At 65.7% G+C, this 26,167-nt stretch carries 23 protein-coding genes; 12 read left to right on the top strand and 11 right to left on the bottom strand.

Annotated features, from left to right (window positions below):
- Positions 1-5: 5 nt before the first annotated feature.
- Positions 6-929 (bottom strand): LysR family transcriptional regulator, encoded by a 924-nt coding sequence (locus AC1DN0_RS19975; protein ID WP_477145938.1) that lies wholly within the window; start codon positions 927-929, stop codon positions 6-8.
- Between the two features lie 146 nt (positions 930-1,075).
- Between AC1DN0_RS19975 and AC1DN0_RS19970 the strand changes: the two genes are divergently transcribed.
- The gene (locus tag AC1DN0_RS19970; protein ID WP_477145937.1) at positions 1,076-2,092 is read left to right on the top strand and encodes a Bug family tripartite tricarboxylate transporter substrate binding protein; all 1,017 of its coding nucleotides are present in this window, start codon (positions 1,076-1,078) and stop codon (positions 2,090-2,092) included.
- A gap of 70 nt (positions 2,093-2,162) precedes the next feature.
- Entirely contained in the window at positions 2,163-3,872 is a 1,710-nt protein-coding gene (locus AC1DN0_RS19965; RefSeq protein WP_441629595.1) for an N-acyl-D-amino-acid deacylase family protein, read from the top strand.
- 343 nt (positions 3,873-4,215) lie between these two features.
- On the opposite strand, the gene AC1DN0_RS19960 is transcribed toward AC1DN0_RS19965, so the two are convergent.
- Positions 4,216-5,199, bottom strand: a complete 984-nt coding sequence (locus tag AC1DN0_RS19960; RefSeq protein WP_441629594.1) for a DNA-binding protein — start codon at positions 5,197-5,199, stop codon at positions 4,216-4,218.
- Positions 5,200-5,320: 121 nt separating this feature from the next.
- On the opposite strand from AC1DN0_RS19960, the gene AC1DN0_RS19955 reads away from it, so the two are divergent.
- From AC1DN0_RS19955 to AC1DN0_RS19940, 4 genes are all read left to right on the top strand, one after another.
- Entirely contained in the window at positions 5,321-6,520 is a 1,200-nt protein-coding gene (locus AC1DN0_RS19955) for a site-specific integrase (RefSeq protein WP_477145936.1), read from the top strand.
- A gap of 30 nt (positions 6,521-6,550) precedes the next feature.
- On the top strand, positions 6,551-7,135 hold the full coding sequence (locus AC1DN0_RS19950; RefSeq protein WP_441629592.1) for a hypothetical protein: 585 nt from the start codon (positions 6,551-6,553) through the stop codon (positions 7,133-7,135).
- A 238-nt stretch (positions 7,136-7,373) separates the two neighbouring features.
- Positions 7,374-8,378 carry a GGDEF domain-containing protein gene (locus AC1DN0_RS19945; protein WP_441629591.1) on the top strand — a complete coding sequence of 335 codons (1,005 nt, stop codon included), beginning with the start codon at positions 7,374-7,376 and terminating at the stop codon, positions 8,376-8,378.
- Positions 8,379-8,534: 156 nt separating this feature from the next.
- The gene (locus AC1DN0_RS19940) at positions 8,535-8,954 is read left to right on the top strand and encodes a hypothetical protein (protein WP_477145935.1); all 420 of its coding nucleotides are present in this window, start codon (positions 8,535-8,537) and stop codon (positions 8,952-8,954) included.
- Positions 8,955-9,266: 312 nt separating this feature from the next.
- Here AC1DN0_RS19940 and AC1DN0_RS19935 read toward each other — a convergent pair whose 3' ends face one another.
- Positions 9,267-9,464, bottom strand: coding sequence for a ferritin family protein (locus AC1DN0_RS19935; protein ID WP_441629590.1), 198 nt, complete (start codon positions 9,462-9,464; stop codon positions 9,267-9,269).
- Between the two features lie 449 nt (positions 9,465-9,913).
- Here AC1DN0_RS19935 and cqsA point away from each other — a divergent pair, with 449 nt between their 5' ends.
- Complete coding sequence (cqsA, locus tag AC1DN0_RS19930) at positions 9,914-11,236, top strand: alpha-hydroxyketone-type quorum-sensing autoinducer synthase (RefSeq protein ID WP_441629589.1); 1,323 nt, start codon at positions 9,914-9,916, stop codon at positions 11,234-11,236.
- A 23-nt stretch (positions 11,237-11,259) separates the two neighbouring features.
- On the opposite strand, the gene AC1DN0_RS19925 is transcribed toward cqsA, so the two are convergent.
- The 5 genes from AC1DN0_RS19925 to nthA all read right to left on the bottom strand — a co-directional run bounded on the left by AC1DN0_RS19925 (position 11,260) and on the right by nthA (position 15,359).
- Positions 11,260-12,609, bottom strand: a complete 1,350-nt coding sequence (locus AC1DN0_RS19925; protein ID WP_477145934.1) for a sensor histidine kinase — start codon at positions 12,607-12,609, stop codon at positions 11,260-11,262.
- Between the two features lie 156 nt (positions 12,610-12,765).
- Positions 12,766-13,362, bottom strand: coding sequence for a GTP cyclohydrolase II (gene ribA / locus AC1DN0_RS19920; RefSeq protein WP_477103958.1), 597 nt, complete (start codon positions 13,360-13,362; stop codon positions 12,766-12,768).
- Between the two features lie 254 nt (positions 13,363-13,616).
- A complete protein-coding gene (locus AC1DN0_RS19915) occupies positions 13,617-14,006 on the bottom strand; it encodes a nitrile hydratase accessory protein (protein WP_441629586.1) in 390 nt (129 codons plus the stop codon).
- Positions 13,999-14,670: a nitrile hydratase subunit beta gene (gene nthB / locus AC1DN0_RS19910; RefSeq protein WP_441629585.1), complete on the bottom strand. Its 672-nt coding sequence runs from the start codon at positions 14,668-14,670 to the stop codon at positions 13,999-14,001. The genes AC1DN0_RS19915 and nthB overlap by 8 nt, the downstream gene beginning before the upstream one ends.
- Positions 14,667-15,359: a nitrile hydratase subunit alpha gene (gene nthA, locus AC1DN0_RS19905; RefSeq protein WP_441629584.1), complete on the bottom strand. Its 693-nt coding sequence runs from the start codon at positions 15,357-15,359 to the stop codon at positions 14,667-14,669. Before nthA ends, nthB begins: the two co-directional genes overlap by 4 nt.
- 516 nt (positions 15,360-15,875) lie before the next feature.
- Between nthA and AC1DN0_RS19900 the strand changes: the two genes are divergently transcribed.
- Entirely contained in the window at positions 15,876-17,822 is a 1,947-nt protein-coding gene (locus AC1DN0_RS19900) for a hybrid sensor histidine kinase/response regulator (protein ID WP_441629583.1), read from the top strand.
- A gap of 441 nt (positions 17,823-18,263) precedes the next feature.
- On the opposite strand, the gene AC1DN0_RS19895 is transcribed toward AC1DN0_RS19900, so the two are convergent.
- Both AC1DN0_RS19895 and AC1DN0_RS19890 read right to left on the bottom strand, forming a co-directional pair.
- Entirely contained in the window at positions 18,264-19,115 is an 852-nt protein-coding gene (locus AC1DN0_RS19895; RefSeq protein WP_441629582.1) for a histidine kinase, read from the bottom strand.
- Positions 19,116-19,266: 151 nt separating this feature from the next.
- Positions 19,267-20,676 carry a sigma-54-dependent transcriptional regulator gene (locus AC1DN0_RS19890; protein ID WP_441629581.1) on the bottom strand — a complete coding sequence of 470 codons (1,410 nt, stop codon included), beginning with the start codon at positions 20,674-20,676 and terminating at the stop codon, positions 19,267-19,269.
- 332 nt (positions 20,677-21,008) lie between these two features.
- Here AC1DN0_RS19890 and AC1DN0_RS19885 point away from each other — a divergent pair, with 332 nt between their 5' ends.
- From AC1DN0_RS19885 to AC1DN0_RS19875, 3 genes are all read left to right on the top strand, one after another.
- Positions 21,009-22,034, top strand: a complete 1,026-nt coding sequence (locus AC1DN0_RS19885) for a sigma-54 interaction domain-containing protein (RefSeq protein WP_441629580.1) — start codon at positions 21,009-21,011, stop codon at positions 22,032-22,034.
- A gap of 155 nt (positions 22,035-22,189) precedes the next feature.
- On the top strand, positions 22,190-22,459 hold the full coding sequence (locus tag AC1DN0_RS19880) for a hypothetical protein (RefSeq protein ID WP_441629579.1): 270 nt from the start codon (positions 22,190-22,192) through the stop codon (positions 22,457-22,459).
- A 363-nt stretch (positions 22,460-22,822) separates the two neighbouring features.
- Positions 22,823-23,293, top strand: a complete 471-nt coding sequence (locus AC1DN0_RS19875) for an ion channel (RefSeq protein WP_045238737.1) — start codon at positions 22,823-22,825, stop codon at positions 23,291-23,293.
- A gap of 10 nt (positions 23,294-23,303) precedes the next feature.
- Here the strand turns inward: AC1DN0_RS19875 and cls are convergent, their stop codons facing one another.
- Entirely contained in the window at positions 23,304-24,737 is a 1,434-nt protein-coding gene (gene cls / locus AC1DN0_RS19870) for a cardiolipin synthase (RefSeq protein WP_477145933.1), read from the bottom strand.
- Between the two features lie 173 nt (positions 24,738-24,910).
- On the opposite strand from cls, the gene AC1DN0_RS19865 reads away from it, so the two are divergent.
- Complete coding sequence (locus AC1DN0_RS19865) at positions 24,911-25,930, top strand: aldo/keto reductase (protein WP_428179885.1); 1,020 nt, start codon at positions 24,911-24,913, stop codon at positions 25,928-25,930.
- The last annotated feature ends 237 nt before the right edge of the window (positions 25,931-26,167 follow it).

The following is a 26,167-nucleotide window of genomic DNA, read 5'->3' as shown; positions in this document are numbered from 1 at the left end:
CCTGTTTATCTCGCCGCCCCCGCGCCCACAGCCGCTTCGATCATGCCGATCAGCAGTTCCGCCGCGCCGGACAGGCTTCGGCCTCCCGGATAGACCAGCATCAGGGGCAGTGGCGCGGGAGACAGATAGTCCAGCGCCAGCGGCAGCAGGCTGCCTGCCGCCAACTCCGCGTGGACGRCCTCGTGCGTCGCGAACAGGACGGTATCGGTAGACATCGCCACTTCGCACAGCACCTCGACGTTGTCGCACTCCAGCCGCACTGGCAGCGCTTCGGGTCCATCCAGCCTGAATAGCGCCGCCACTTCCTCACGGGCGCGGGGCGGCAGCTTGGTCGTCGCCAGTCCGTATCCGGCCATCCTGCCCCGTATCTCATCGCCCGCCAGCGCGGCCAGGGGGTGGCCAGGATTGACGAAGAAGCCCATGCGCTGAGCCCGCAACGCGCGCACCTGGAAATCAGCCGGCGGCGGCAGGCTGTGCGTTACCGCGACCACGAAGTCGAGTTCGTCGCGCTGCAGCTTTTCCAGCAAGCGGCGCCAGCTCTCCGTCTCTACCCGTACCGAAAGCCCGGGATACTCGCGCGCCAGGCGGGTCAGCACCGGGCCCAGGAAAGCCGCCGCGGGGAACGAGCCCACGCCAAATTCAATAACGCCGCTTTCAAAGCCGCGCATGCGCTCGGCCTCGCGCTGCAGGGCGCGAAGGTCGCCGAGCATGCGCTGTGAGCGCGCCAGTACCATGCGGCCCGATTCGGTGGGCAGCAACCCGCTGGCGGCGCGGTCCACCAGCTGCAGGCCGAGGGTTTCTTCCAGCGTCTGGATGCTGCGCGTCAGCGCTGGCTGCGTCAGGTTCAGCCGGCGCGCCGCCCGCGAAAAACTCCGTTCTTCCACCAGCACGGCAAAGTGCTCCAGGCGTCGCAGGCTAAGCATATGCATTTAATTTATCGAAACGGCGATAAATATGCATTTGATTTGGCGGCAACGCAATACCTATACTCAGCACGCAGACCGGCCAGGGCGTCACTCGCGCCAACATCCAGAGCACAACGGCTGCGCCATCCAGACATGGAGAAGGAGACAAAATGAACCGCCCCAATCCCAGGCGACGCGCCCTGTCGCGCCTGTCAATCCCGGCGCTCGCCATCGCCGCGGGCATGCTGGGCAGCCCGATCGCAAGGGCGGCCGCAGCGACTGACTGGCCGCAGCCCGGCAAGCCCGTGCGCGTGGTCGTGCCATTTACTGCGGGCTCCGGCGGCGACGCCCTGCTGCGACTGATCGCCAAGCGTGCCTCGGAGCAGTCGGGCGCCAATATCATCATCGACAACAAGCCCGGTGCCGGCACCTTCATCGGCGCGCAGGATGTGGCGCGGGCCCCGGCGGACGGGCACACCCTGCTCTACACCATCGTCGTCACGCATACGCAGAATCCGCACCTGTACAGCAAGCTCCCGTACGACCCGTTCAAGGACTTCACCCCCGTGGTCCAGCTGGTGCGATCCGCTACCGTGCTGGTGGCCAACCGCAACGCGCCGTTTGGCAATGTGCGTGAGCTGGTCGCCTACGCGAAGCAGCATCCCGGCGAACTGAACTTCGCCTCGTACAGCCTCGGTTCCACCTCGCATCTGAATGGCGAGATCCTGCAGCAGCGCGCTGGCATCCAGATGGTCCACGTGCCATACAAGGGCACGGCCGACGCCACCCGCGCGGTGCTGGCCGGCGACGTGCAGGTCTACTTCGACGGCACCGCCACCGCCGTGGAGAACGCCCGCGCCGGCAAGGTCAAGCTGCTTGGCGTGGCCGCCGACAAGCGCCTGGCGGTGCTGCCCGAGCTGCCCACCATGGCGGAGCAAGGCGTGGAGGGACTCGACATCGTCGGCTGGCAAGGCCTGTTCGGCCCAGGCAACCTGCCCGCGCCAGTCGCGCAGAAGATCGCCGATACGTTCCGCGCCGCGGCGCAGGCGCCGGATATCGCCGAGATGATCCGCGCGCAGGGCAACGATCTCAGCGGCGCCGGGCCGGACRCCTTCAGGAAGATCGTTGCGCAGGACTACGACCGCTGGGGCGCGGTGATCAAACGGATCGGCTTGAAGCTCGATTAGCCGGCCATCCGCGCCCGTCCCCGGGGCCGCAATTTACTGCACTCTCATCAAGACAGAAGGAACAGATTCCATGCATGACTTAGTCATCCGCAGCGGCACCATCGTCGACGGCACCGGCCGCGAGAGCTTTCAGGGCGACCTCGCGATCGACGGCGGCATGATCAGCCAGGTTGGCGGCAAGGCGGGCTCCGCGCGGCGCGAGCTGGACGCAGCAGGCGCTCTCGTCACGCCCGGCTGGATTGACATCCACACGCACTACGACGGGCAAGCCACCTGGGATCCCTACCTTTCTCCGTCCACCGGCCACGGCGTCACCACGGCCGTGATGGGCAACTGCGGGGTCGGCTTCGCGCCGGTGCGCCCCGCCGACCGCGCCTGGCTGATCAAGGTCATGGAGGGCGTCGAAGATATTCCCGGTTCGGTGCTGTCCGAGGGCATCCAGTGGGACTGGGAGACCTTCCCGGAATATCTCGATGCGCTGGACCGTCGCCCCAAGGCGCTGGATATCGGCGCCCAGATTCCGCATGCCGCGCTGCGCGCCTACGTGATGGGCGATCGCGGCATTGATCACGACGAAGCCACGCCCGACGATCTCGACCAGATGTGCGAACTGGTACGCCAGGGCATGGACGCTGGCGCGTTGGGTTTCTCCACCTCGCGGACCTTCCTGCATAAGTACGATGAACGCAAGTACCCGCCCGGCACCTTCGTCACCGGAGAAGAAATCACCCGGCTCGGCCGCGTGCTGGGCGAGGCCGGGCACGGGGTCTTCCAGATGACGGCCAATCACGTGTCGATGGATAACGAGCTGCCCTGGCTGGAACGGCTGGCGCGCCACACTGGCCTGCCGGTGCTGTTCAACCTGCAGCAGACTGATCCGGCTCCGGACCTGTGGCGCGACCTGATGACCACGCTCGACCGCGCGCATGCCGAGGGGGTGCCATTGTATGGGGGCATCAGCGGCCGGCCGTTGGGCCTGCTGTTCTCCTGGCAAAGCAGCCTGCATCCCTTTATCGCCAGCCCGGCCTTTATCGAGCTCGCCGCCCTGTCCTTCGAGGCGCGCATTGCCCGCTTGCGCGACCCTGCGGTGCGTGCACGCATCCTGTCCGAGCCGCGCGCACGCATGGACCGCGGCATCGAATCCATGTTCGCCAACTACCCGCGCATTTTTCCGCTGGGCGAATCGCCGGACTACGAACCGGCGCCCGAGAAGAGCGTCGCCGCCATCGCCGCCAGCCGCGGCCAGGAGCCGCTTGCCATCATCTATGACCTGATGCTGGCCAACGACGGCAAGGCCATCCTCTACTACCCCAGCTTCAACTACTCCTACGGCACGCTCTCCCACCTGCACGAGATGCTTCAGCATCCGGCCACCGTCAACAGCCTGTCCGATGGTGGCGCGCATTGCGGCTATATCTGCGATGTCAGCATGCCAACCTTCATGCTGACCCACTGGGCCCGCGAGCGCAGCCGGGGCCCGCGGCTCGCGCTCGAAGCCATGGTCAAGCGCCAGTCTGCCGACACCGCGCGGCTTTACGGGATGACCGATCGCGGCACGCTGCTGCCCGGCATGAAGGCGGATGTGAACGTTATCGACTACGCGCGCCTGCGCCTGCATGCGCCGCGTATGGCTTTCGACCTGCCGGCCGGCGGGCGGCGGCTGGTGCAGGAAGCCGATGGCTATGTCGCTACGGTGGTGGCGGGCGTGCCGATTTTTGAGAACAAGGTGGCGACGGGGGCGTTGCCGGGGCGGCTGCTGCGGGGGCGGTGCGAGAGATGAGTCCATGCCGTCAGTCGCGGCGAAGATGACCAGATCGCCGGATTGATCTTGATTTGCTTCGTCATGCTATTTGCGTTCTGGCGGCTTCCCTTGTTCTGTAAATTTTCTGAATAAAATCAATTTTTTATAGCGATAACTTGATGTTTTACATTCTATCTGTCGGCCCTTCCGGCTTGTGATGGCCGTGCGGAGCTTGCCGCCAACAACCCGCCCCGCGATCCGTGGAAGATGCCAGCTCATGATTCATTTTTTATGTAATAAAATCAAATGCTTGAGGCTGTAAGCTCAAGTATTTTCCCGATTCTTCAGCCACGTCGGATCGCCTGATCGGGCGCATATTCCGCTAAACCTTGAAGCGCGGCCGCCGAACGGGCCTGAGCGGCCTTGCCCGGGCCGGACTCTGCCGGCCGGGCGCGCTAGCGGACCGCACCCCATCCGCCTCCGCCTCGGCGCGGGTCTCCAGCAACTGCCGATATTCCGCCAGCAGCCCATCCTGCTGCCTGACCCGCTCGTCCCTCATGGCCAGCGCATTGCCGAGTTGTGTGATTTCCTCGGCTTGCCGCCCCGCGCTGTCGGCGGCTTCAATCAGCTTCTGTTGCGCGGCCTTCCGCTGGCTCTCCAGCAACCGCTGCCCTTCCCTTGCCGCAACGCGCGCCGCGTCCAGTTCCAGCGCCATGCGCCGTTCATTGGCGCCAGAACGCTCTGCCATGGTTTCGCGTTCCTTGTCCCAGGCGGTGCGCTGGGCTGCGGTGTCGCGCAGCATCGCGTCCTTTTCTTCCTGTAAGCGCGCCAGCGTGGCCCGCAGCGTCTCGTTGTCGGCCTGCTGCGCCAGCAGCCTTGCTTCGGCGTGGGCAGCGCGTTCGCTGGCCTCGTCGCGCGCGCGGCCGAGTTCCGCCAGCGCGTTGTCCGCGGCTTCCAGCCTGGCTTGCAGGATGGCGCGTTCCTGGGCCAACGCTGCCTGCTCCGCTTCGAGTGCTTCCCGTGCTTGCGCCAGGGCGGCTTCCCGCGATGCGTAGCTTGCCGCCACTGCCGCCCTGGCCTCCGCCTGCGCGGCGTCCCACAGATAGCGGGCGGCCTGGTTGACCGGTTCCGGCAGGCCGGCCGGGGCTGCAAAGGCTTGCGGATCCTGCAATCGCGCGCCTAGCCCGGCGAACCATGCATCCAGGTGTGGACTGACGGTATTGGGCGAGCCTCGTCCCAGATGCAGCCGGATGCGTTCGATGGTGGGCCGCTGGCCAGCCAGCAGCAAGGCATCGGCGGCCTGCCAGACGTCTTGCTGGGTGATGGAGCGGGAGCGCGTTGCGGCGGGCATGTTGGCAATTTGCATGGTTGGGCAAGTTTTTCGGCGCCTCTTGGTCGCGCCACTTGGATAAGGCTCGATAAGGAATAGTTATCGCGCCTTATCCGTTCTTGGTGTATAATTTAATACAGCATACATCATATTTATTATGATTACTCGCAAATCGCAGCCGCTTCCGGGCAGTCCCGCCGAAAGCCAGCCCAAACGCCCCGAATCCTCCAGCCTGACGCCCGTTCATGCCGATTTTCCTGCGCCGCTTCACCCGTCCGAACTCGATCCGCTTGGCCGCCAGGCCGCCGAGGCGCTGTACCGCGAGGGAGAATCCGCCAACACCGTGGCCAGTTATCGTTCCGCCCTACGGTATTGGGCGGGCTGGTTCGCTCTGCGCTACGGCCAGCCGATCGCCCTTCCCTTGCTGCCGGCGGTCGTTATCCAGTTCGTGGTAGACCACGCCACCCGGTCCACGCCGCAGGGGCCGGCGAGTGCGTTGCCGCCGGCGATCGATGCCGCGCTGGTGGCGCGCGGGCTCAAGGCGCGCACCGGCCCGCCCGCGCTGGCTACGCTGATGCACCGGCTGGCGGTCATCGCCAAGGCGCACCGGCTGGAGAATGCGGATAACCCTTGCGCGGACCCTGCCGTGCGTGAACTGATGTCGCGCACGCGGCGCGCTTACGCGAAGCGTGGCGAACGCCCGGCGCGCAAGGCGGCGCTCACGCGCGAACCCCTGTCCCGCCTGCTGGCAACCTGCGACGATTCGCTGATCGGCCTGCGCGACCGTGCCCTGCTGCTGTTTGCCTGGTCAAGCGGCGGCCGGCGGCGTTCGGAGGTGGCGGGCGCTACGCTGGCCAACCTCACACGCATCGCACCCGGGGAGTTCGTCTATCAACTGGGCTGGTCGAAGACCAACCAGACCGGCGCGGATCTGCCGGACAACGACAAGCCGGTCATTGGCGCCGCGGGCGCGGCGCTGGAGGCGTGGCTGCAGGCGGCGGCGCTTGGCGAGGGCGCCATCTTCCGGCGTGTTCGCCGGGGGGGCCATGTTGGCGAGGCACTATCGGACGCCGCCGTGCGCAAAATCGTCAGGCAGCGTTGCGAGGCGGCAGGCCTGAGGGGTGACTTCTCGGCGCACTCGCTACGCTCAGGCTTTGTCACCGAGGCGGCTGCACGCCAGRTGCCGCTGGCAGAGACCATGGCCATGACCGGGCATACCAGCGTGGCTACGCTGGTGCGGTATTTCCGGGCGGCCGACGCGCGGCGCTCGATGGCGGCGGACCTGATCGGCGTGCCGGAACCCGGCCAGGAAGCGGGTCAAACCCAGGATGAAGGCGACAAGGACGCGCCGCGCTGAATTGCCGCCGGCCCGCTCCATGCGGAGGCAATGCCGCTGCTGGACAAGCCGGGCCAGCCGCATAAGAATATGGGCCGGATCGCGCACATCGCCAGATCCCTGAATGTCCTCGGCGGACCAAGCGCGTTTGATCACCCGCCGGCCTTTCGATGCGTTCAAGACGGCCGCGGTTTACAGCGGCATCTACGGGGGAATGCCATGCGGCAATGGTTTGTCCTGCTAGCGTTGGGCCTTTTCATGGGTACCGCCCATGCCGGCAAATGCGTAAGCGGCAACAAGACGCTTTATACCGATATAGCCTGCCCGCCGGGCTGGCAAGGCACCGTGCTGGGCGGCAACCTCTCACGCATCAGCCCGGAGCCGGCTACGGAAGCAGCCAACCAGCAGTTCCTGCAAAAGCGCCAGGCGGAGGAAAACGAATATCAGGCACGCATCGCACGCGAGCAGGCTGAGTCGGTGCGGACCGAGCTCAACCAGTGCCATTGGCTGGGCAACCAGATTCGCCAGCTGGACTACGACTACAGCGTCCGGCGCAACGCGCGTCTGCCCGAGCAGGAGGATTACCGCAGGCGCTATCGCGCGCTGCGCGACCAGCAGGCTCGGTTGCGGTGCTGATGCCCGTCTGATGCCCGCCTGAATTTGGATGCGGATCCGGACGAACCCGGCGATTCATTACAATCCGCGCCGAGCATGCCGTTATCCATCCAAGCGGCGTGCGTGCCGGAATGCGGCTTCCAACCTCCGGTACGCCTCTTGTCCCTTGCATCGGGGCCCAGGGCACCGTTCGGATTGCCGTCACCGGCGGAAGGACTCACGCTGTCGCACCTTTTCCCTTGCCAGACGCTGAACCCTTATGAAGTATCCCGCCATACCTGCCGACGAACCGCTTCGCCTGGAAACGCTCCGCTGCCTGAGTATCCTCGACACGGCCCCGGAGGAGCGCTTCGACCGCCTGACTCGCCTGGCCCGGCGCCTCTTCGGCGTTCCCATTGCGCTGGTCAGCCTGGTCGACGCCAACCGGCAGTGGTTCAAATCGTGTGCCGGCTTGTCCGAGACCGAATCGCCGCGGGAAATCTCCTTTTGCGGGCACGCGATCCTCGACGACGGCATCCTGATGGTGCCGGACGCGCTGCTGGACGAACGTTTTCACGATAACCCGATGGTGACCGGCCAACCGGGCATTCGCTTCTATGCGGGTTGCCCGCTGTCGGTCGCCAACGGCAGCAAGCTGGGCACACTGTGCCTGATCGACGTGCAGCCGCGAGAGTTCGGCGAAGAGGACCGCGCCTTGCTGCGCGACCTGGCACGGATGGCCGAACAGGAGCTTGCCGCGCTCCAGCTTGCCAATATGGACGAACTCACGCTGCTGTCCAACCGCCGTGGATTCTGCGCGCTGGCGCAACACGCGCTCAGCGTTTGCAGGCGGCTGGAAAAGTCTGCCACGCTGCTGTTCTTCGACCTGGATGGATTCAAGGCCATCAATGACCGCTTCGGTCACGCGGAGGGCGACCGTGCCCTGTCGGCATTCGCGGCGCAACTGCGCCACGCCCTGCGCGACTCGGACGTGGTTGGCCGGCTGGGCGGCGATGAGTTCGTGGCATTGCTCACCGGCGCCGATGCCACCGTGTGCGGCGCCACGCTGGCACGCCTGGAGGCTGAGATGGCGGCGTTCAACCGGCACGCCGCCCGTGGCTATGCCATCGAGTTCAGCGTGGGGGCCATCCAGTTCGAGCCGGCACGCCACGATGGCATCGCCGCGCTGCTTGCCGAGGCCGATGCCTCCATGTACGAAAACAAGGCTTTCCGGAAGGCAGGCCATCACCCGCAACCCATGGCGGAAGCCGCCCGGTTTCAGTGATTTCGCAAACAATCCATCAGGGATGCCCCCGAGTGTGCAGGGCTGCCGCCAGCCTTGCACACCTGCCTATACTGACTAGCGGGCCGCAAGGCGGCCCCCGCGCTCCAGGCCGTGAAGAACAGGAACGCGAATAGAAATGGGAATAGGAGAAGGGATATGCCACACGAACAGTTCCTCGCCAAGCAGGAAGATCGCCGCAGTGGACTGCGTGCGTTGCGTGCCGCTCTGTTGAAAGTGCACAAGGAAGTGATCGCACTGAATCGCACGGAGTACGAGCGCTTGCATGGCCCGATCCCGGCTGGACTGTTCGTGCAGGTTGTGACCGAGGAGACCTATTTTCGCTGGCTCGATCCGCTGTCACGCCTGATTATCGAGATCGACGAAGAGCTGGATGCGCCCGAGCACCACGATGAAACCTGCCGCRCGGTCGCCGCGGCCACCGAGAAGCTGTTCGGCCCCAACAGCGACCCGGCGTTTCGCGATCGCTACCAGCAAGCCCTGCAGGACGAGTCCGGCGTGATCGTCGCGCACGGGCAACTGATGAAGGTCGTCGCGCAGTTGCGGCAACTGGTCTAGGCACACCCGGCCCGGGCGGCGCGGCGCGCCGGTTATTTGCGAGGCCGGGCCGGGCTCCCATGGTCCACCGAAATCGGGTCGCTCGCGGGAAAGGTTTCCCTGAGCGCTTCGTCCAACTCGTCTTCCACATGGTCGTCCTTGCTGGCGGGCTCAGGTGCAACTTTGGGCGCTGGTGATGCCGGCGGAGCCGGGGCGGCGGGCTTGCTCATCGTCTGGTCCTGGATGGGGTGGACTTTGATCTTAGAAGGCTTTCGGGGGGGATGCCAATCCAGGGTGAGCACCGTGCCGGCCGACCTGGCCGGGCGCCAGGCCTCAGGTCGTGCGATAACGGTTGCGCACGTCGCTGATCAGGTCGCGGTTGCGCGGTGCGCCTTGGTACTGGCGCTCCACCGGTGCGCGGATATCGAAGCTCTGTTCCTGTTCCTGCAGCGCACCCGCGTGCTTTCTCCTGGCCACATCCTCACCCTTGCCGGTTTCCTCCAAGATGGCAAGGTCGTTGCGATCGGCCACGCTGTACCTTGGCCATGCATCGGTCCCCGCCAAGCCCTGCAGTGAAGTGGCTTATTAAGCGCTTTATCTACTGAGTGGCGCCAGCCACGGCAGCACCACTGGCTTCCCGGCGCTGTTCCGCCGGGCGCCGGGACCCGCCCTGGAGAAATATCTTCCGCTGAATCTTTGTCCCTCCCACCCCGCGGATACAGCCGCCTCGGCCCTCGCGTGACCGCAAGCGTGGTTTTGCCACGCCAGTCGTGCGCGAGTGAACGAGGCGAACTCCCCGACACACGGCAGAATAGCTTGTCGGCGCAGCACGAAACTCGAATTTCGAAAGACGTAACAGGCACCTTGCCCGCCCCGGAAATACATTGCAAACAAAGGGCGCGGGCAGCGCCTGCGTTGCCACGACCAGTCTTCGGCCATCCGGCCGACTTTTTTGTCGGAGTACCTCCTAGGGGAATGTAATGATCAATATGGACTCGGGTTGCCTGCAAACTAACCGTACCTCCCACGCTGCCTCGGTGGCCGCCTGGCCTGAATTCGTCACCCAGCGGGTCGCGGGCCACGAGGTCGAGCGGGTACAAAAGCGCTGGGGCGGCAGCCATTTGCTGCACGGCCGGCAACCCGGACCGGATGCCGTCCATTTTTCCAGCAATGACTACCTTTGCCTGCTTGGCGAAGAGAAGCTGGTCAGGGCCCAGACGGCCGCGATGCGCGGGCCGGAGAGCGAACTGCTGATGTCGGCGGTCTTCCAGTACGGCGACAATCCCACCAGCCGGCTCGAGCGCAAGCTGGCGGCATTCAGCGGCGCGGAGGACAGCATCCTGTGCCAGTCAGGCTGGGCGGCCAATGTAGGGCTGCTGCAAAGCATCGCCAATGAACGCACGCCGGTCTATCTCGACATGCTGGCCCATATGTCGCTATGGGAAGGCGTCCACGCGGCACGTGCGCGTGCCGTGCCGTTCATGCACAACGATGCCGAGCACGCCGAGCGCCAGATCCGCAAGGATGGCCCGGGCATCATCGTGGTGGATTCGGTTTACAGCACCAATGGCAGYCTTTGCCCGCTGGCAGATTTCGTGGAGGTGGCCGAGCGCACGGGCAGCGTGATCGTGGTCGACGAATCGCACTCGCTGGGCACCCATGGCCCGGCCGGCGCCGGGCTGGTAGCGCAGCTCGGCCTCTCGCGCCGGGTTCACTTCCAGACCGCCAGCCTGGCCAAGGCCTTCGGCGGCCGTGCCGGGCTGGTCACATGCCCGTCGTCGTTCAAGGGTTATTTCGCCGCGGAATCGCGCCCGGCCATTTTCAGCTCGGGCCTGCTGCAACATGAACTGGCCTGGTTCGACGCCGCCGCGGATTTCATTGCCGAGGCGGATGAACGCCGCACACAGTTGCACGTGGTCTCGACGCAGGTGCGCAATGCCTTGTCCGGGCTGGGCTACAACGTCTCGGCAGGTTCCGAGCAGATCATTGCGCTGGAATCCGGCACCGAGGAGCAAACCCTGGTGCTGCGCAATGCCCTGCAATCGCGCGGCATCTTTGGCGCCGTGTTCTGCGCGCCGGCCACGGCGCGCGACCGCGCCCTGATGCGTCTGACCATGCACGCCTGCCTGACCGCCGTGGAAATCGAGCGGCTGATCCAGGTGTGCGCGGAAATCCGCGATGAGGTGAACCTGGCGGGCTGGCGTTCCTCCCAGCGCAAGCCGCGCGCGGCCGTGGCACGGCCGCCGATGGCCAGGCAGTCCGTGCTGCACGAGACGCTGGAAGCGCTGCACGGCACGGCCTGAGCGCCGGCGAGAGGCCGCGGCCTTCAGCCAGCCGCGCCTTCGCCTTCGCGGCGCGGCGTGGCTGGCGGGAATTCGAGGACGAACTCCGTATATTCGTGCTCGACCGAACTGCAGTGGATACGGCCATCCCAGGCTTCAAGCGTCTCCCTGCAGAACGCCAGACCGATGCCCGTGCCCTCGTTGCGTGGATAGGTATGGAAGCGCTTGAAGATGGACGACAGTTCGCGCTCCGGCACGCCTGTGCCGGTGTCGCGGAAGATCAGGCGGTTGCGCCGGGTGCCTAGCTCCAGGCTCAGCCGGATCTCGCCGTGCCCTGCCCGCGCCAATGCATGCAGGGCATTCTTGAGCAGGTTGAACAGCACCATCACCATCAGCTTCTGGTCGGCGTGGATAGGGAAATCCGTCGTCAGGTCGGCATGCACAAGGTCGCGCTGGCCAGGTTCGAAGGGATAGCGCGCCAGCGCCTCTTCGATCGCCTGGCCCAGCGGGAAATGCTCGCTGGGCCCTTGTTGCGCCTTGACCCGCGCGTTGACCAGCAGCACGTCGATGCCGTGGTTCATGCGGTCGACTTCCATCTGGATGCGTGGCAAGGCATCCTTGAGCAAGCCGAAATGCGCACGCGGCAGGTTCAGCGAGTTCTCCGGCGTCTCATTTTCCTCGTAAAAGCGGATCAGGCCTGGCAGGTAGCGGCCCATGCCTAGCGCGGTCGAGCCGATGCTGCGGATTGGCGTGCGCAGTTCGTGGGCAACGGTGCCTAGCGCAATCGCCATGCCGTCGAGTTTTTCCTGGATCAGGATGCGCTGGTCTATCTTGAGCACGGCGATGGTGCAGATGGTGAAGCCGATGATCGGCAGTTCCATCGGCCAGTTCACCGCCAGCAGCGCCGCGGGGGGAGGGGTGACGTAGTTATAGACCAGCCAGGCCGCCGCCGTACCCAGCACCAGCGAGGTGGYGCCGCCCAGCCAGCCGCTGAAGTTGAACAGGATGATGACGGCAATCACGAGCGACTGGGACCAGACCAGGTTGCCGTGATTCATCAAATACATGTAGACGAAGAAGAACGACAACGCGTATGTCAACGTCAACCAAAAATGCACTGGCAGCCACTTCTTATCCCTCAAGTCGCGGCTTACGATCAGTGGCAGGCACATCACCATCGCCACCAGCCGCAGGGTCAGGCTTTCATACGGCTGGGGGAAGACGAATTTCCAGACCACGTAGAAGGTCGGAAACCCGATGAAGGCGAGCCAGCCCAGCAGACGGATGCGCTTGACCTGCGCCGGCTGGCGGATGTCTAGATGAACTTCCCTGGCAAGCACCCGGCGCAGGCGCATCGCGCTTTCACCGCAACTGCGTTGAATCTGGGCAAGCATGTTGAGAACCGGCTAATGGCTGTGGATGGTGGCGCTGAGACGAAAGTGTAGCCGGATAAATCGGTTAGCTTGCCGATTTTGTGCGCTTTTAGTTGCTCAGGCCCTTCTTCGCAGTCGGCCTGGCACCGGGGCTGGTCCAGCCTCAGCCTGCCGCGATCAGTCCAGCAGGTGCCCCATGCGCTCGCGCTTGGTCTCCAGGTATTTTTGGTTCTCGGCGTTGGACGGCACGATGTGGCGCATCTGTTCCACCACCGTGATGCCGGCGGCTTCCAGGGCCTGCTTCTTCTTGGGATTGTTGCTCATCAGCCGGATCGACTTGACGCCCCACTGATGCAGCAGGTCGGCGGCGAAGGCGTAGTTGCGGCTATCGATTTCCTGGCCCAGCGCCAGATTGGCGTCGACCGTGTCGAGCCCGCCGTCCTGCAGCGCATAGGCGCGGATCTTGTGGCCCAGGCCGATCCCGCGCCCTTCCTGTCCGCGCAGGTAGAGCAGGATGCCGCGCCCTTCTTCGGCGATTTTCTTCATCGCCAGGTCGAGTTGCTCGCCGCAGTCGCAGCGGCACGAGCCGAACACGTCGCCGGTCAGGCATTCGGAATGCAGGCGGGTCAACACGGCTTCGCCGGTGATATCGCCGACGCTCAGCGCCAGGTGTTCGGTGCCCGAAACGGCACCCTTGAAGGCGTGGGCGGTAAATTCGCCAAAGCGGGTCGGCAGGCGGGCGGAGCCGATCAGCTGGATCTCTGTGTCAGTCATGTCAGTCGGAGTTTGGCGCCGGCCTTGGTGGCACGGCATCGGGGCGCTTTGCAGCGTCTAGCCCGCTACGGTAGCACGAGCGGGGCCGGACCGCAGGCGGCGCGTGATTCGGCACTTGATCCGGTGCTCGAAGCAGCCATGCCTGTCCGCCTGGAAGTCCGCCTTGAACCTCCCGGCCGGCAAGCCGGCTCCACGCTGCGCGCCGGGCAGGAAACAAGCATAACGCTGCCGAGGCCAGGCTGCCGCGAGCGGCCTCAGCCAAGCTCGATTGGCTGCCCGTGCGGGGTGCGCCGGGCTGCGGCGATCCAGGCGTCGCGCCGGTCCAGCAGCGCGGCCTGGTCGACCAGGCCCTTGGCGGCGCTGATCTGTTCCAGCGCGGTCAGCCAGAACAGGTAGTAATGCTGGCCGGTGTCCGGGTCCCCGTTGGCCTGGGCATCACGGATGACCTGGGAGAGGCTGGCTGCCCATTCGGTCCAGGTGAAGGCGCCGCGTTCATGCAGCGCCAGCGTCATGGCGAAGGCCTGGGCTTCCCATGGCTCGCGGAAGACCGGGCCGGTGCTGTCGCACGGCAAGGCCGGCAACGCGGCGCGCATGGCTTGCAAGGTGGCCGGCGGCGCCGGCGGGGCGGCAATGGGCTCAGCCATGGGCAGCCTCCGCCGGATCCAGGTAAGGCTCCCAGCAATCCACGCTGACCGAAGCCGCGGTGGTATCGGCGCCCCACAGTTCGCTGGCGGTAAAGCGCACCGTATACAACCATTGCGGCTGGTCCCCGGCGCCGGCCGCGCTGGCATCGGGGAAGACATGGGCGCCATGCACCGCCACGATCTCGCCTTGCCGGCCACGGCAATAGCGCGGCAGCCGGGTATGGCCGGCGGGATGCATCTGACGGGTACGGACCCGCTCTCCAAGGTGGAAGCGCGCCTCCGCCGTGGCCGGCCGGGCACTGGGCGAGCCGCGTGCCAGGGCGGGCGCTACCTGCTCCGCTTCCAGGACGCGCGCCAGGGGGACCGGCGCCGCGCTGGAATGCCCGCTGGCGATCTCCCCGGCGTCGGCCAGGCCCGTCTTGAGCAGCAAGGCCTTGAGCCCTTCAAACCAGATCTCGAAGTAGCTGCTGCCCAGGTACCGCGCCGGCGGGAGGCTTTCGCGGGCCGCGCGCGAGGTATCGATGTTCCACTTGCCGACCGCGCCCATGGCCAGTGTCAGCGCCAGTACCCGGCGCTCCCATTCGGCGTGGAACGGCGGTTCGCCGGGTTCGGGGCGGACCGGGCCGAAGCCCTGCATGCCGCCAAGGTCTTGCGCGCCGTTCATGCCGGTTCCTTTGCCGTTGCCGGCGCCACCATGTCGGGTAGCAGCCCGGTGCCAATCATCGAATCGCGCGTGACCAGCGCGGCCAGCGCTTCCTCGCTCCAGCCATCCGTGCCCGCCGGACGCATGGGCAGCACCAGGTAGCGCAGTTCGGCTGTGGAGTCCCACACCTGTAGCTGCACCGCATCCGGCAGCGTGAAGCCGAAATCGCGCAGCACGCCGCGCGGATCGATCACCGCCCGGGCGCGGTACGGCGCCGACTTGTACCAGACCGGCGGCAGTCCAAGCACGGGCCAGGGATAGCAGGAGCACAAGGTGCACACCACCATATTGTGGGTCGCCGGCGTGTTCTCCAGCACGATCATGTGCTCGCCCTGGCGCCCGCTGAAGCCCAGCGAGGCGATCGCCGCAGTGGCGTCCGCCAGCAGCCAGGCCTTGTAGGCCGGGTCGCTCCAGGCCTTGGCTACCACCCGCGCGCCATTGCGCGGGCCAATCTGCTGCTCGTAGGTCTCGATCAAGATGTCCAGCGCGGCGGGGTCGACGTAACCCTTCTCCACCAGCAGCGATTCCAGCGCGCGCACACGCAGGTCCATCTCGGACAGCGTGCTGCCGCCGTGTTTATGGTCATGGTCATGCGCAGCGGTCGGTCTTTCCTGCGGGGAGTTCGGCGGGTGGGGAGGATCCTGGCGCATCGGCGTTGGGCTCGTTCTGGCTCTGACACTGCGGAACGGCCAGTATGGTCGCGCCTGCTGCACTTGGCAATCCGGCCGCTTATGGCTGCGCGGCGCCGGCCTCACGGGTGGCACGGCACCCTGTGACGCCGTCCCTTGCCGCCGCCTTGCGGGCGTCCCCCTGGTGTCCTGGTGTCTACACGCGGGCACGGCTTTTGCACGATTTTTGCGATCCCGCCCGCCACATGAGCCGTAGCGGACTGGCTTGGTTGCACGGCTCGCCCGCCAACATTGGCCAGCAAAAGGAACGACAGGCATTGCGCTCAGCAAGGGGAAAATCGTGGCGCGAACACTACATGCAGAATCTACCGATGAGAGCCCGGACTTCCTTGTAGTTCTTACAAGCTCTTGCAGGCGAACCTGCCATCATCAATATCACCGGCGCGTCTCCCGTGGATGCGCCGATGATCCCCGCCCATGACCCCGCGCGCACGCGTCCGGCCGTCTCGTTCGATACCCAATATCGCTGAGCTTGCCATGAACATTCTGCCCTCTCCAGAAGCCGCCAGGCGGCCCCTGATCCTCAATGTCGACGACAGCGACGGGCCTCGCTACGTCAAGGGCCGCATCCTGCAACGCGCGGGCTTCTCCGTGCTGGAGGCTGCGAGCGGGCAGGCCGCGCTGTCGCTGATCCGCCAGCACGCCCCGGACCTGGTGCTGCTGGATGTGAATCTGCCCGACATCAACGGGCTGGAAGTGTGCAGGCTGATCAAGAACGATCCCGAAACCGCCAGTACGCTGGTGCTGCAGACCTCCGCCGCGCTAACCGAGTCGCGCCACCGCGTGCAGGCGCTCGATGGTGGCGCCGACAGTTACCTGATCGAGCCGGTGGAAGCGGAGGAATTGGTGTCGAGCATCAAGGCCCTGCTGCGCATGCGCAAGGCCGAGGAAGCTTTCCGCCAGTCCTCGCAAGCCTTGCGCGAGAACGAGGAATTGTTCCGCCAGCTGGCCGAGAACCTTTCCGATGCGCTGTGGATCCTCGATCCGGCGGAGAGCCAGTTCCTGTACATGAGCCCGTCGTTTGCGCGGTTGTGGGGCCGTCCGATGGAGGAACTGAAGCACAACCCGCGCACCTGGCTGGACTGCGTGCAGGCCGAGGACCGCGAGCGCATGGAAGTGGCCTTCGGCGCGATGATGGCGGACGGCCGTATGGATGCCGAGTTCCGGCTGGTGCGGGGCGATGGCGAGGTGCGCGAAGTCCGCGCGCGCGCGTTCCCGGTCTCCAATACGGCGGGCGTCTTCTATCGCGTGGCCGGCATTTGCCAGGACATCACGCCGCAAAAGCGCGCCGAGCGCATGCTGCTGGAAGAAGACCACCGCAAGGACCATTTCCTGGCCATGCTGGCCCACGAACTGCGGAACCCGCTCGCGCCGATGCGCAGCGCGGTCGACCTGCTGATGCGGTGCGCGCCCACGCGCGAGGAGACCTTCAAGGCCCGCGACATCATCGCCCGCCAGCTGCATCACCTGACGCGGCTGGTCGACGACCTGCTCGATATCTCGCGCCTCACCCAGGGCCGCATTGTGCTGCGCAACGATATTGTCGAGTTGCGCACGGCGCTGAGCACCGCTGTGGAAGCCGTGCGGCCGCTGATCGACACGCGTGGCCACTCGCTGCGGCTGAGCGTACCGGAAGGACCGATGCCCGTGCGCGGAGACCTCGTGCGGCTGACCCAGATCTTCAGCAACCTGCTGCACAACGCCGCGCGCTATACGCAGCCGGACGGCCAGCTCGCGCTTGAGGTTACGTGCGACGGCAGCCTGCTTACCATCAAGGTGCGGGACAATGGACCCGGGCTGTCGCCGCAAGCGCTGCAGGCCATCTTCGATCCGGCCACGGCGCATCACGGCGACAAGCGTCCTGCCGCCGCCGGACAGGAAGGCATGGGTATCGGGCTCTCGCTGGTACAAAAGCTTGTCAATCTGCATGGCGGCAATGTCCATGCCGAGAGCGCCGGCCCTGGCCTTGGCTGCGCCTTCGTGGTGGAACTGCCCGCCCAGCCCTGGCAGAGCTGGCGGCCAGAAGTCGGCAAGCTCAGGTCCCGGCCGGGCACGCCGCGCACGGTGATGGTGGTGGACGACAACATCGACGCGCTGGAGGCCATAGCCCTTACGCTCGAAGCCATGGGGCACACGGTGGTGACCGCCATCGACGGTCCCGCCGCCATCGCGCGCGCGGCCAAGACCCGGCCCGACGTCATCTTGCTCGACCTCGGCATACCGGCCATGGACGGCTTCGAGATCGCCCGGCGCCTGCGGGCCATCCCGGAATTGCAGCATGTACGCCTGGTGGCGCTGACCGGCTACAGCCAGCCGGCGGACCGGCAGCGTACAACGCAGGCGGGTTTCGATCGCCACCTGGTCAAGCCGGTGGACCTGGAGGCGCTGTCGCGTATCCTGGATGAACCGGGGGAAGCCGGCTGAGCCCGAGCCTGAGCCAGGCGCTTGCCCCGCCCTTGCCTATCGACCGCGGCCCGGTTTACGCCGCTACCGGCCGTGCTACAGACCCCGGAGAGACCTATGCGGATTCAGTTCCACATCACGCCCGAACCCGATCAGGCGCCACCCGACCCCGACGTTCCACAACCGGCAGTGCCCGATCCCGATCCGCCGGCGCCGGTCAGCGACCCGCCTCCAGGGGATTTGCCAGCGCCCCCGCCGCAGCGCGCCTGAGTGGACGCAGAACACCGGGGCCCCGCCTGTGGCGGCCGTGGCTGCCTCTGCTGGAATCAGCGAATGACGGCCTGCGGGAGCCACCGGTTCGCCACGCAAGGCACAACGGCATGCAAATAAGACGATGCCCGCGCATGCGGGCACCATGCACTTTATGCCGAAGCCGGTAAAAACTGCGGGGTCCCGGCTAGATCAGCCCCGCTCCGCATGGACCGGGAAACTCACTGCGACGCATATGGATCTACCGTCCGTGGAGCACCCCTGTCCTTCCGCCACGATGTGCGCGCCCTGGGTTTCCACGAGCCGCCTTGCCAGCAGCAACGCGGTACCCTGGCGCGGCGCCGATGCGCCGCCTTCGGCGGGGCGCCTGCTGAAGAAGTCGGATAGCACGGCGATGCGCTCGTCCCTGCGGGCGTCGCTGGGAGCCCGGCTCTCGGTGATCCGCAGGCGGATGCGGCCGGCTTCCGGCTTCAGGTGTGCTTCGACGGTATCCGCGCTGCGCGCGTGGCGGATGCAATGCAGCAGCAGATATCGCAACAGCGGTTCGAGGCGGCGCGGGTCGGCATCGATCACAAATGCGTGGTTCGATGAGGTGCCATCCGGGCTGTCCACATCTACCGCCGCGAGGTTCACGGCACGCGCTTGCGCCATGGAGCGTGCCGCGTCCATGGCCGCTTCCAGCGCCGCCAGCAGATCCACGCGTTGCCATTGCGGCGGGCTGTCGTTCGTGAGCAGCGCGACGGCCTCTTCCATGTGTTCGATCAGGCCCAGCTGCTGCAGCATGCCGGTGCGGATACCGGCCAGCGCGCGCTGCGCCGGGGTGGGTGGCATGTCCAGCGAGTGGTCCAGCACATAGGCCCAACTCTGCACCCCGTTGAGCGCGGAGCGCAGGTCATGTGCGATCTGGCCGATCAGCGTGGCGACTTCGGCGCTGCTCTGGACCGGTTCCGGTGGCTCGCATGCATCATGCGTTTCATGCGCGTCGCGGGATGCGGGCTGGCCGGGTGCGCCGGGGTCTTCGGAGGAGTTGGGTTGCTGCGACATCGGTACCTTGTGCGGGCGGTGTGCTCACCCGGTTGCCATGCAATTAGCATACCGCGCGGTGAAACCGCCGCATGCGCGCGGACCAAAGCCGCAATCAGGCGCTTGTCCGGCAGGCTTGACGCGTGCCGGGCCAGGCCACGCACACCGCACGCTAGTTCGGCGCCGTGGTTCCGTTCTGCGCGGCGCCCGCGCCATTGGCTCGCAGCCACTCGGGTAGCTCGCCTTTCGAGGCATATTCTTCCAGGCGGTTATACAAGGTTTTCAGGCTGATGCCGAGGATCTCGGCGGCATGCTTCTTTACGCCGGAGCATTGCTCCAGCGTGGCAAAGATCAACTGGCGATCGGCGTCCGCCAGGGATATGCCCACCGGCACCGACACCATGGCGGTGGCGGCCGGGTTCGCCGCCGCCACCTGCAGCGGCACATGGGCATCGGCAATCAAGTCCCGGTCGGCCATGATGTAGGTCCGCTGCACGAAGTTGCGCAGCTCGCGCACATTGCCCGGCCACGCATGCAGCAACAGGCTGTCCAACAGTTCCGGGGCGAAGCGGCGCTGGGTGCCGTGCTCGCCGTTCATCTGTTCCAGCAGCGTATTGGCGATCTGCACCACATCGTCGCCACGCGCGCGCAGCGGCGGCAATTCGATCGGGAACACATTGAGCCGGTGATAGAGGTCGGCGCGCAGCTTGCCGTCGGCCACGGCTTCTTCCGGATTGCGGTTAGTGGCGGCCACCACGCGCACGTCGGCTTGCAGCTCGCGGTTGGTGCCGACCCGCATGAAGGCGCCGGATTCCAGCACGCGCAGCAGCTTGACCTGCAGTTCGATAGGCATCTCGGTGATTTCATCGAGAAAAAGCGTGCCGCCGTCGGCTCGCTCGAAGTAGCCCTTGTGCTGGCGCTCGGCGCCAGTGAAGCTGCCGCGCTCGTGGCCGAACATCTCGGATTCGATCAGCGCGGGAGAAATGGCGCCGCAGTTGACCGCCAGGAAAGGCTGACGCCGGCGGGCCGATAGCTCGTGGAGCGTCTGCGCGGCGAGTTCCTTGCCGGTGCCGCTCTCTCCCACCAGCAGCACGGTGGCCTCGGTAGGTGCAACCTTGCCAAGCTGGTCATAGACCACCTGCATGGCCTCCGAGCTGCCGAGCAGCCGGCCGAAACGGCCGTAGCGGCGCAACTCGCCGCGCAGCGAGTGGATCTCTGCCTTGAGGTCGCCCGTGGTGGCGATGCGTTTCAGGATGGTGCGCAGCCGTGTCACGTTGATCGGCTTGACCAGGTAGTCGGTTGCACCCCGGCGCAAGGCGTCGACAGCGGATTCCACGCTGGCGTAGCCTGTCATGAGGATCATTTCGACGCCTGCGGTGCCGACCTCGTTGAACAGGTCCATGCCGTTGCCGTCGGGCAGCTTCAGGTCGGCCAGCACGGCATCGGGCATCTGCCAGCCGATTTGCAGGCAGGCCTCGCGCAGATCGCCGGCAGTGGCCGATGTAAAGCCTTCAGTCGCCACGATCTCCGACAGTGCAGCACAGGTATTTTCATCGTCATCGACGATCAGAATGTGAGGCATATATTCCGTATCGGCAGCGTACAACGCCACCGGTGCGCCGCGGGGACCGCGCGCAATCCGGGTGCGTCGTTCCGGCATGTTCCATGCGGGCGACGGCAAACACAACGCGGGCCCTATGTCTGAACATACGGCTAGCATGCGTCTCGGGGCCAAGGGTGAATCCGGGGATACGTCTTATTCTAGGCAGGCTTCACCGGCAGCGGTACCCGTGTCTGTCTGACAACTTCACGCGCGGATCGGACCAAATGCACGAAAGCGTGCCAGCCGATCAAAACAGTGGCTTCAGGTCAACGCAGGCGATAGGATTAGCCTGAACCCTCCCTTGGTTGCCGATGACAAGCTGCGACCCCCCTGCCCCTTCCCCTCGTCCTGCCGCGCCGGCCAGCGGTGCGCCGCGCCGTGGCGCTATCCCGGGCGGGCCCACGGCGTTGCTGTGGCAGAGTTCTTCGCCCGTGATGCGGCAACTCCTGGCGCAGATCGACCGCGTGGCCGCTACCGAGGTCACGATGCTGGCGGTTGGCGAGAGCGGCACCGGCAAGGAACTGGTGGCGCGTGCCGTGCACGAGCGCGGCGCCCGCCGGGCCGGGCCGTTCGTCGCGGTCAATTGCGGCGCGATTCCCGCCACGCTGATCGAGTCGGAATTGTTCGGCCACGAGAAAGGCGGTTTTACCGGCGCCATCCAGCAAAAGGCCGGGTACTTCGAGCAGGCCCGCGGCGGCACGCTGTTCCTCGACGAAGTCACGGAGATGGCGCCCGACATGCAGATCAAGCTGCTGCGGGTGCTGGAGACGCGCACCTTCCACCGCGTGGGCGGCGACGCGCAGATCGTGTGCGACGTGAGGATTCTCGCCGCCACCAACCGCGACCCGGTCGAAGCCGTGCGCGCCGGCCAGTTGCGCGAAGACCTGCTTTACCGGCTCGCCGTGTTTCCCTTGCACATTCCGCCGCTGCGCGAGCGCGGCGAGGACATCGCGCAACTGGCCAGGCACTTCCTTGCGGAATTCAATGCCATGGAGGGGACGGAAAAGACCTTCTCTTCCACCGCCCTGGAACGCCTGCGGCATTACGGCTGGCCCGGCAACGTGCGCGAACTGAAGAACACCATCTACCGTGCCTTTATCCTGGCCGACCGTGTCGTCGATATCGCCAACCCCAATCTCTCTACCCAGCCGCCCCGCCCCGCGACGCTGAACGGTTTCGTCAACGTGCGCATCGGGACGTCGCTGGCCGACGCCCAGCGCGAAATCATCCTCGCCACGCTGGCGCGCTTCGACGGCGACAAGCGGCAGGCAGCCCAATCGCTGGGCATCAGTCTCAAGACGCTGTACAACCGGCTCGACGCGTACCGCGCGGGTTGATTCGCCTGCCTGCCTGTGGCACGGCTGTTGTCTGCACCGTGAGAAGCACTCACCTCGCGTCTGGCGATCCCCCCGGAAGAGGGGCAGCCGCGCGGCACTGGACTGCGCACACTTGTTCGCAATGTCCGGCATGGTCTCGACGATAGAATCAGCCTATGAAGGAAAAACAAGAAACCTGTCCTCTTTGCGGCACTGAGGCCAAAGCCCAGCCCCGTCGCGGCAGCTACGGGCAGTGGGTGCGGTTCGAGTGCCATAACCCGGAGTGCGGCCCCGCCGAAATCAGCACCGGTGCCCGCCGCATGCTGCGCGAGCCCACCCGCAAGGCCGAGCTCCGCGCTCTCGCCCGCTCCAGCCGCGAGCACGGCAAGTTGCCACGCCTGGGTTACGACGGCCCGCGCGGCGAGATCTACGTAGAGTTTGATTGAGCCGGCCTGCCCAGGCTGCTTTGATTCTGCTGGTGCGCCGTCCGGCGTGCCGGGCCAGGCTTTCGATGTCTGGGACGTCCACTTCATCCTGGAGGGCAAGGTTCCAGGTGCACGGCAGTTCGCACTCTCGTCTCTATGATGCCGAATACGGTACTTTTCACCGGATCTACCGGGCTGCAGCCGAGGAACCGTGGCAAAAATTTCCCTTGCCCGGTCCCATGGTGGCCTGGTCGCGCCGCCGCTTTCCGTTTGGCCGCGCATCGTCCGCGGGCTGGCTTTCCTTGTGATCCCCCATTACATTCCAAACAGTTTGTGAGCGTGCCGCGACCGACGGCAACGTTCCCGGCCTGACGAGGGAAGCCTATGGGAATCACCACCGACGACCTGCTGGCCCTGGCTTGCGCCAGCGTCCTGACAGTGACCGTCGTCGCCATGCATTACGAGGCCCTGCGCTTGTTGTCGGGGATGAATCCCCGCCGCTGGACCGGGCGCGTCAATGTGGGCGTGCTGATCGTATGCATCATCGTTGCCCATATCCTGGAGGCCCTGGTGTTCGCGGTAGGGTACTGGTTGTCGGGCTCTGCGCTCGGACTGGGCGGGCTGTCCGGCCCGGGCCCGATCGCGCCCATCGTGTACTTTTATTTCTCGCTGGAAACCTTCACCACGCAGAGCCTCGGAGACATCTCGCCGGTCGGGGCCACGCGCCTGATCGCCAGTATCGAGCCGCTGGTGGGCCTGATCCTGATCGGCTGGTCGACCTCATTCACGTACATCATCATGCGGCGAGACTGGCAGACTGGCACCTCGAAACAGGCCGCACAGGCCGAGGTATAGCCGCCGGACACTAGAGAATCGGCGCGAACAGGGATGCCACATGCATCGCCACCCTGCGCAGCCTGGGCCCGCCGATGTACTCGTTGCGGTCGATCCGCCGCGCCAGCGCGAAATCCTGTTCCAGCATTTGCGCCACGCTGGCGGCGAAACCGCGGTCTGCGGTCATCACCATCAACTCGAAATTCAGCCGGAACGAGCGATTGTCGAGATTGGCGCTGCCCACCGCCGCGGCCTCGTCGTCGATCAGGATGACCTTCTGGTGCAGGAAACCCGGCTGGTAGCGATAGATCTTGACGCCGGCGCAGATGGCCTGGTAGGCGTACAGCGTCGAGGCGGCGAAGACCACCAGATGGTCGCGCCGCGCCGGCAACAGGATGCGGACATCCACCCCGCGCAGCACCGCCAGCCGCAGTACGGCGAATACCGCCTCGTCCGGCACGAAGTACGGGCTGGTGATCCACACCCGCCAGCGCGCCGCCTGGATCGCCTCGACGAAGAACAGGGAGCAAGTTTCCTGCGCGTCGGCCGGGCCTGACGGAACCACCTGGCAGGTCATGGCGCCGGCGGCGGCGGCCGGCGGCGGCAGCAGCACCGGAACTTCGCGCGCGGCCCAGTACCAGTCCTCGGCAAACACCATCTGGATATCGAGCACGGCGCTGCCGCGGATCTCGATATGGGTATCGCGCCACGGCGCCAGCGGCGGTTGCAGGCCCATGTACTCGTCGCCGACGTTATGCCCGCCGGTAAACGCGCATTCGCCGTCCACCACCACGACTTTGCGATGGTTGCGGAAGTTCAGCTGGAAACGATTGACGAAGCCCTTGCGCGTGGCAAAGGCGCGCGCCTCGACCCCCGCCGCCAGCAGGCGCTTGACATAGCTGCCCGGCAGCGCATGCGAGCCGATGCTGTCGTAAAGGAAATACACCTTGACACCCGCGGCGGCCCGCTCGCACAGCAAGCGCTGCAACGCCTGGCCCAGGTCATCGTCATGGACGATAAAAAACTGCACGATGACTACCTTCTTCGCGGCGGCAATGGCAGCGAAGATCGCGGCGAAGGTTGCCTCGCCGTTGACCAGCAGCCGCACGGCGTTGTTGGCCAGGCATGGCATGCCGGTCAGCCGGGGCAAGGCGCGCAGGCAAGCCTGGGACGGCGAATGCACCACGCAGGCATCGCGCGCCTCGCGCTCGCCGGCATCCATGTCGTGCGTCACCTCGCGCAGCCGGTCGTTGTTGAAGCGGCGCGCATTGACGTAGCCGGCAAAGTTGCTGCTGCCCAGGATCAGGTACGGAATCAGGGTGAAGTACGGCATCATCACCAGCGAGCCCGCCCACGCAATGGCGCCGGGGGCGGTGYGCACCGTCATCACCGCATGCAGGGCGGCGATGACGCCGAGGATATGAAACACCAGCACGATCGCCGCGATTAGGGATGGGCTGAGCATGGTCGTCGGATTTAGATTTCGCCCGGCGGCGCCGGATCACGATGGCTAGCATTCTGGCATAGGCACGGCCCGAGGGCATTGCCTGCTGGTGCGGCAGGCAGGATTTCTTCGCAAGGGGTAAGCTCTCAGGCTTTCGCACCCGGCCTCCCCTCGCCGCATCAAGGAAGAATGCAATGTCAGAGTTCAAGATGGAATACCGGCGCCTGGGCGCCAGCAACCTGAAGGTATCGGCGCTGTGCCTGGGCACCATGATGTTCGCCGACCAGACCGACGAAGCCGAGGCTGGCCGCATCGTGGACAGCGCCCGCGCGCACGGCGTCAACTTCATCGACACCGCGGATGTCTACAGCAAGGGGGGCTCCGAGCGCATGGTGGGCAAGCTGCTGGCCGCCGACCGCCATGACTGGATCCTGGCCAGCAAGCTCGGCAACCCGATGCAGGCCGCGCCCAATCATTCGCATTACTCGCGCGTGTGGATCCTGCGCGAGGCGGAGGAAAGCCTGCGCCGCCTGGGGACCGATTACCTCGACATCCTCTACCTCCATCGCGACTACGCGGGTGAAAACCTCGAGGAACCCGTGCGCGCGATGGGAGATCTGGTTCGCGCGGGGAAGATCCGGTACTGGGCGGTGTCGAACTTCCGCGGCTGGCGTATCGCCGAGATCGCGCGGCTGTGCGACCAGTTGGGCGTGCCGCGTCCGGTTGTCTGCCAGCCCTATTACAACCTGCTCAATCGCATGCCCGAGGTGGAAATCCTGCCGGCCTGCCAGCATTTCGGACTCGGCGTGGTGCCTTACAGCCCGATTGCGCGTGGCGTGCTGACCGGCAAGTACCTGCCGGGCCAGCAACCGCCGCAGGATTCGCGCGCGGGCCGCGCCGATCGCCGCATGATGGAGACTGAATTCCGCGAGGAATCGCTGGTGATCGCGCAGACACTGAAGACGCACGCCGAGGCGCGCGGACTGAAGCTGGGGCAGTTCGCTACGGCGTGGGTGCTGGCTAATCCTATTGTCAGTTCGGTGATTGCGGGGCCGAGGACGCTGGCGCAGTTCGAGGATTATTTTGGGGCGGTGGGGGTGGGGGTTTCGGGGGAGGAGGAGGTGTTGGTGGATGGGTTGGTCAGGCCGGGGCATGCTTCTACGCATGGGTATAACGATCCGAATTATCCGTTGGTTGGGCGGCCGGTTAGGTAGGTGGGTTTAACTTTGGGTTTAATGTTGGCTGCTTGACGTCAAGGGCCTTGGCGTCCAAGTCCAAATCAAGGTCTTCAAAGTCAAAGTCAAAGTCAAAGGCAGTTTCACCTCCCCTGCGGGGAGGCGACCTACTTTCTTGTCTTGCCAAGAAAGTAGGCAAAGAAGGCGCGCCGGATGGGGCGACACCCCCTCGGGATCCGGCGAAAAGAGCGGCCGGGACCCAAACTCGCATCGCCT

Source organism: Cupriavidus sp. 05N39, from assembly GCF_056397325.1.
The sequence above is the reverse complement of the archived record's forward strand: the minus strand, read 5'-3'. Positions and strand labels throughout refer to the sequence as shown.

Coding starts and splice junctions, on each gene's coding strand:
- nthB (WP_441629585.1), bottom strand. CDS start 14,670: ATGAACGGCGCGCAAGACCTTGGCGGCATGCAGGGCTTCGGCCCGGTC.
- AC1DN0_RS19890 (WP_441629581.1), bottom strand. CDS start 20,676: ATGCCTCACATTCTGATCGTCGATGACGATGAAAATACCTGTGCTGCA.
- AC1DN0_RS19865 (WP_428179885.1), top strand. CDS start 24,911: ATGTCAGAGTTCAAGATGGAATACCGGCGCCTGGGCGCCAGCAACCTG.
- AC1DN0_RS19895 (WP_441629582.1), bottom strand. CDS start 19,115: ATGTCGCAGCAACCCAACTCCTCCGAAGACCCCGGCGCACCCGGCCAG.
- nthA (WP_441629584.1), bottom strand. CDS start 15,359: ATGCGCCAGGATCCTCCCCACCCGCCGAACTCCCCGCAGGAAAGACCG.
- AC1DN0_RS19885 (WP_441629580.1), top strand. CDS start 21,009: ATGACAAGCTGCGACCCCCCTGCCCCTTCCCCTCGTCCTGCCGCGCCG.
- AC1DN0_RS19900 (WP_441629583.1), top strand. CDS start 15,876: ATGAACATTCTGCCCTCTCCAGAAGCCGCCAGGCGGCCCCTGATCCTC.
- AC1DN0_RS19875 (WP_045238737.1), top strand. CDS start 22,823: ATGGGAATCACCACCGACGACCTGCTGGCCCTGGCTTGCGCCAGCGTC.
- AC1DN0_RS19915 (WP_441629586.1), bottom strand. CDS start 14,006: ATGGCTGAGCCCATTGCCGCCCCGCCGGCGCCGCCGGCCACCTTGCAA.
- AC1DN0_RS19965 (WP_441629595.1), top strand. CDS start 2,163: ATGCATGACTTAGTCATCCGCAGCGGCACCATCGTCGACGGCACCGGC.
- AC1DN0_RS19945 (WP_441629591.1), top strand. CDS start 7,374: ATGAAGTATCCCGCCATACCTGCCGACGAACCGCTTCGCCTGGAAACG.
- AC1DN0_RS19960 (WP_441629594.1), bottom strand. CDS start 5,199: ATGCAAATTGCCAACATGCCCGCCGCAACGCGCTCCCGCTCCATCACC.
- AC1DN0_RS19880 (WP_441629579.1), top strand. CDS start 22,190: ATGAAGGAAAAACAAGAAACCTGTCCTCTTTGCGGCACTGAGGCCAAA.
- AC1DN0_RS19950 (WP_441629592.1), top strand. CDS start 6,551: ATGCCGCTGCTGGACAAGCCGGGCCAGCCGCATAAGAATATGGGCCGG.
- ribA (WP_477103958.1), bottom strand. CDS start 13,362: ATGACTGACACAGAGATCCAGCTGATCGGCTCCGCCCGCCTGCCGACC.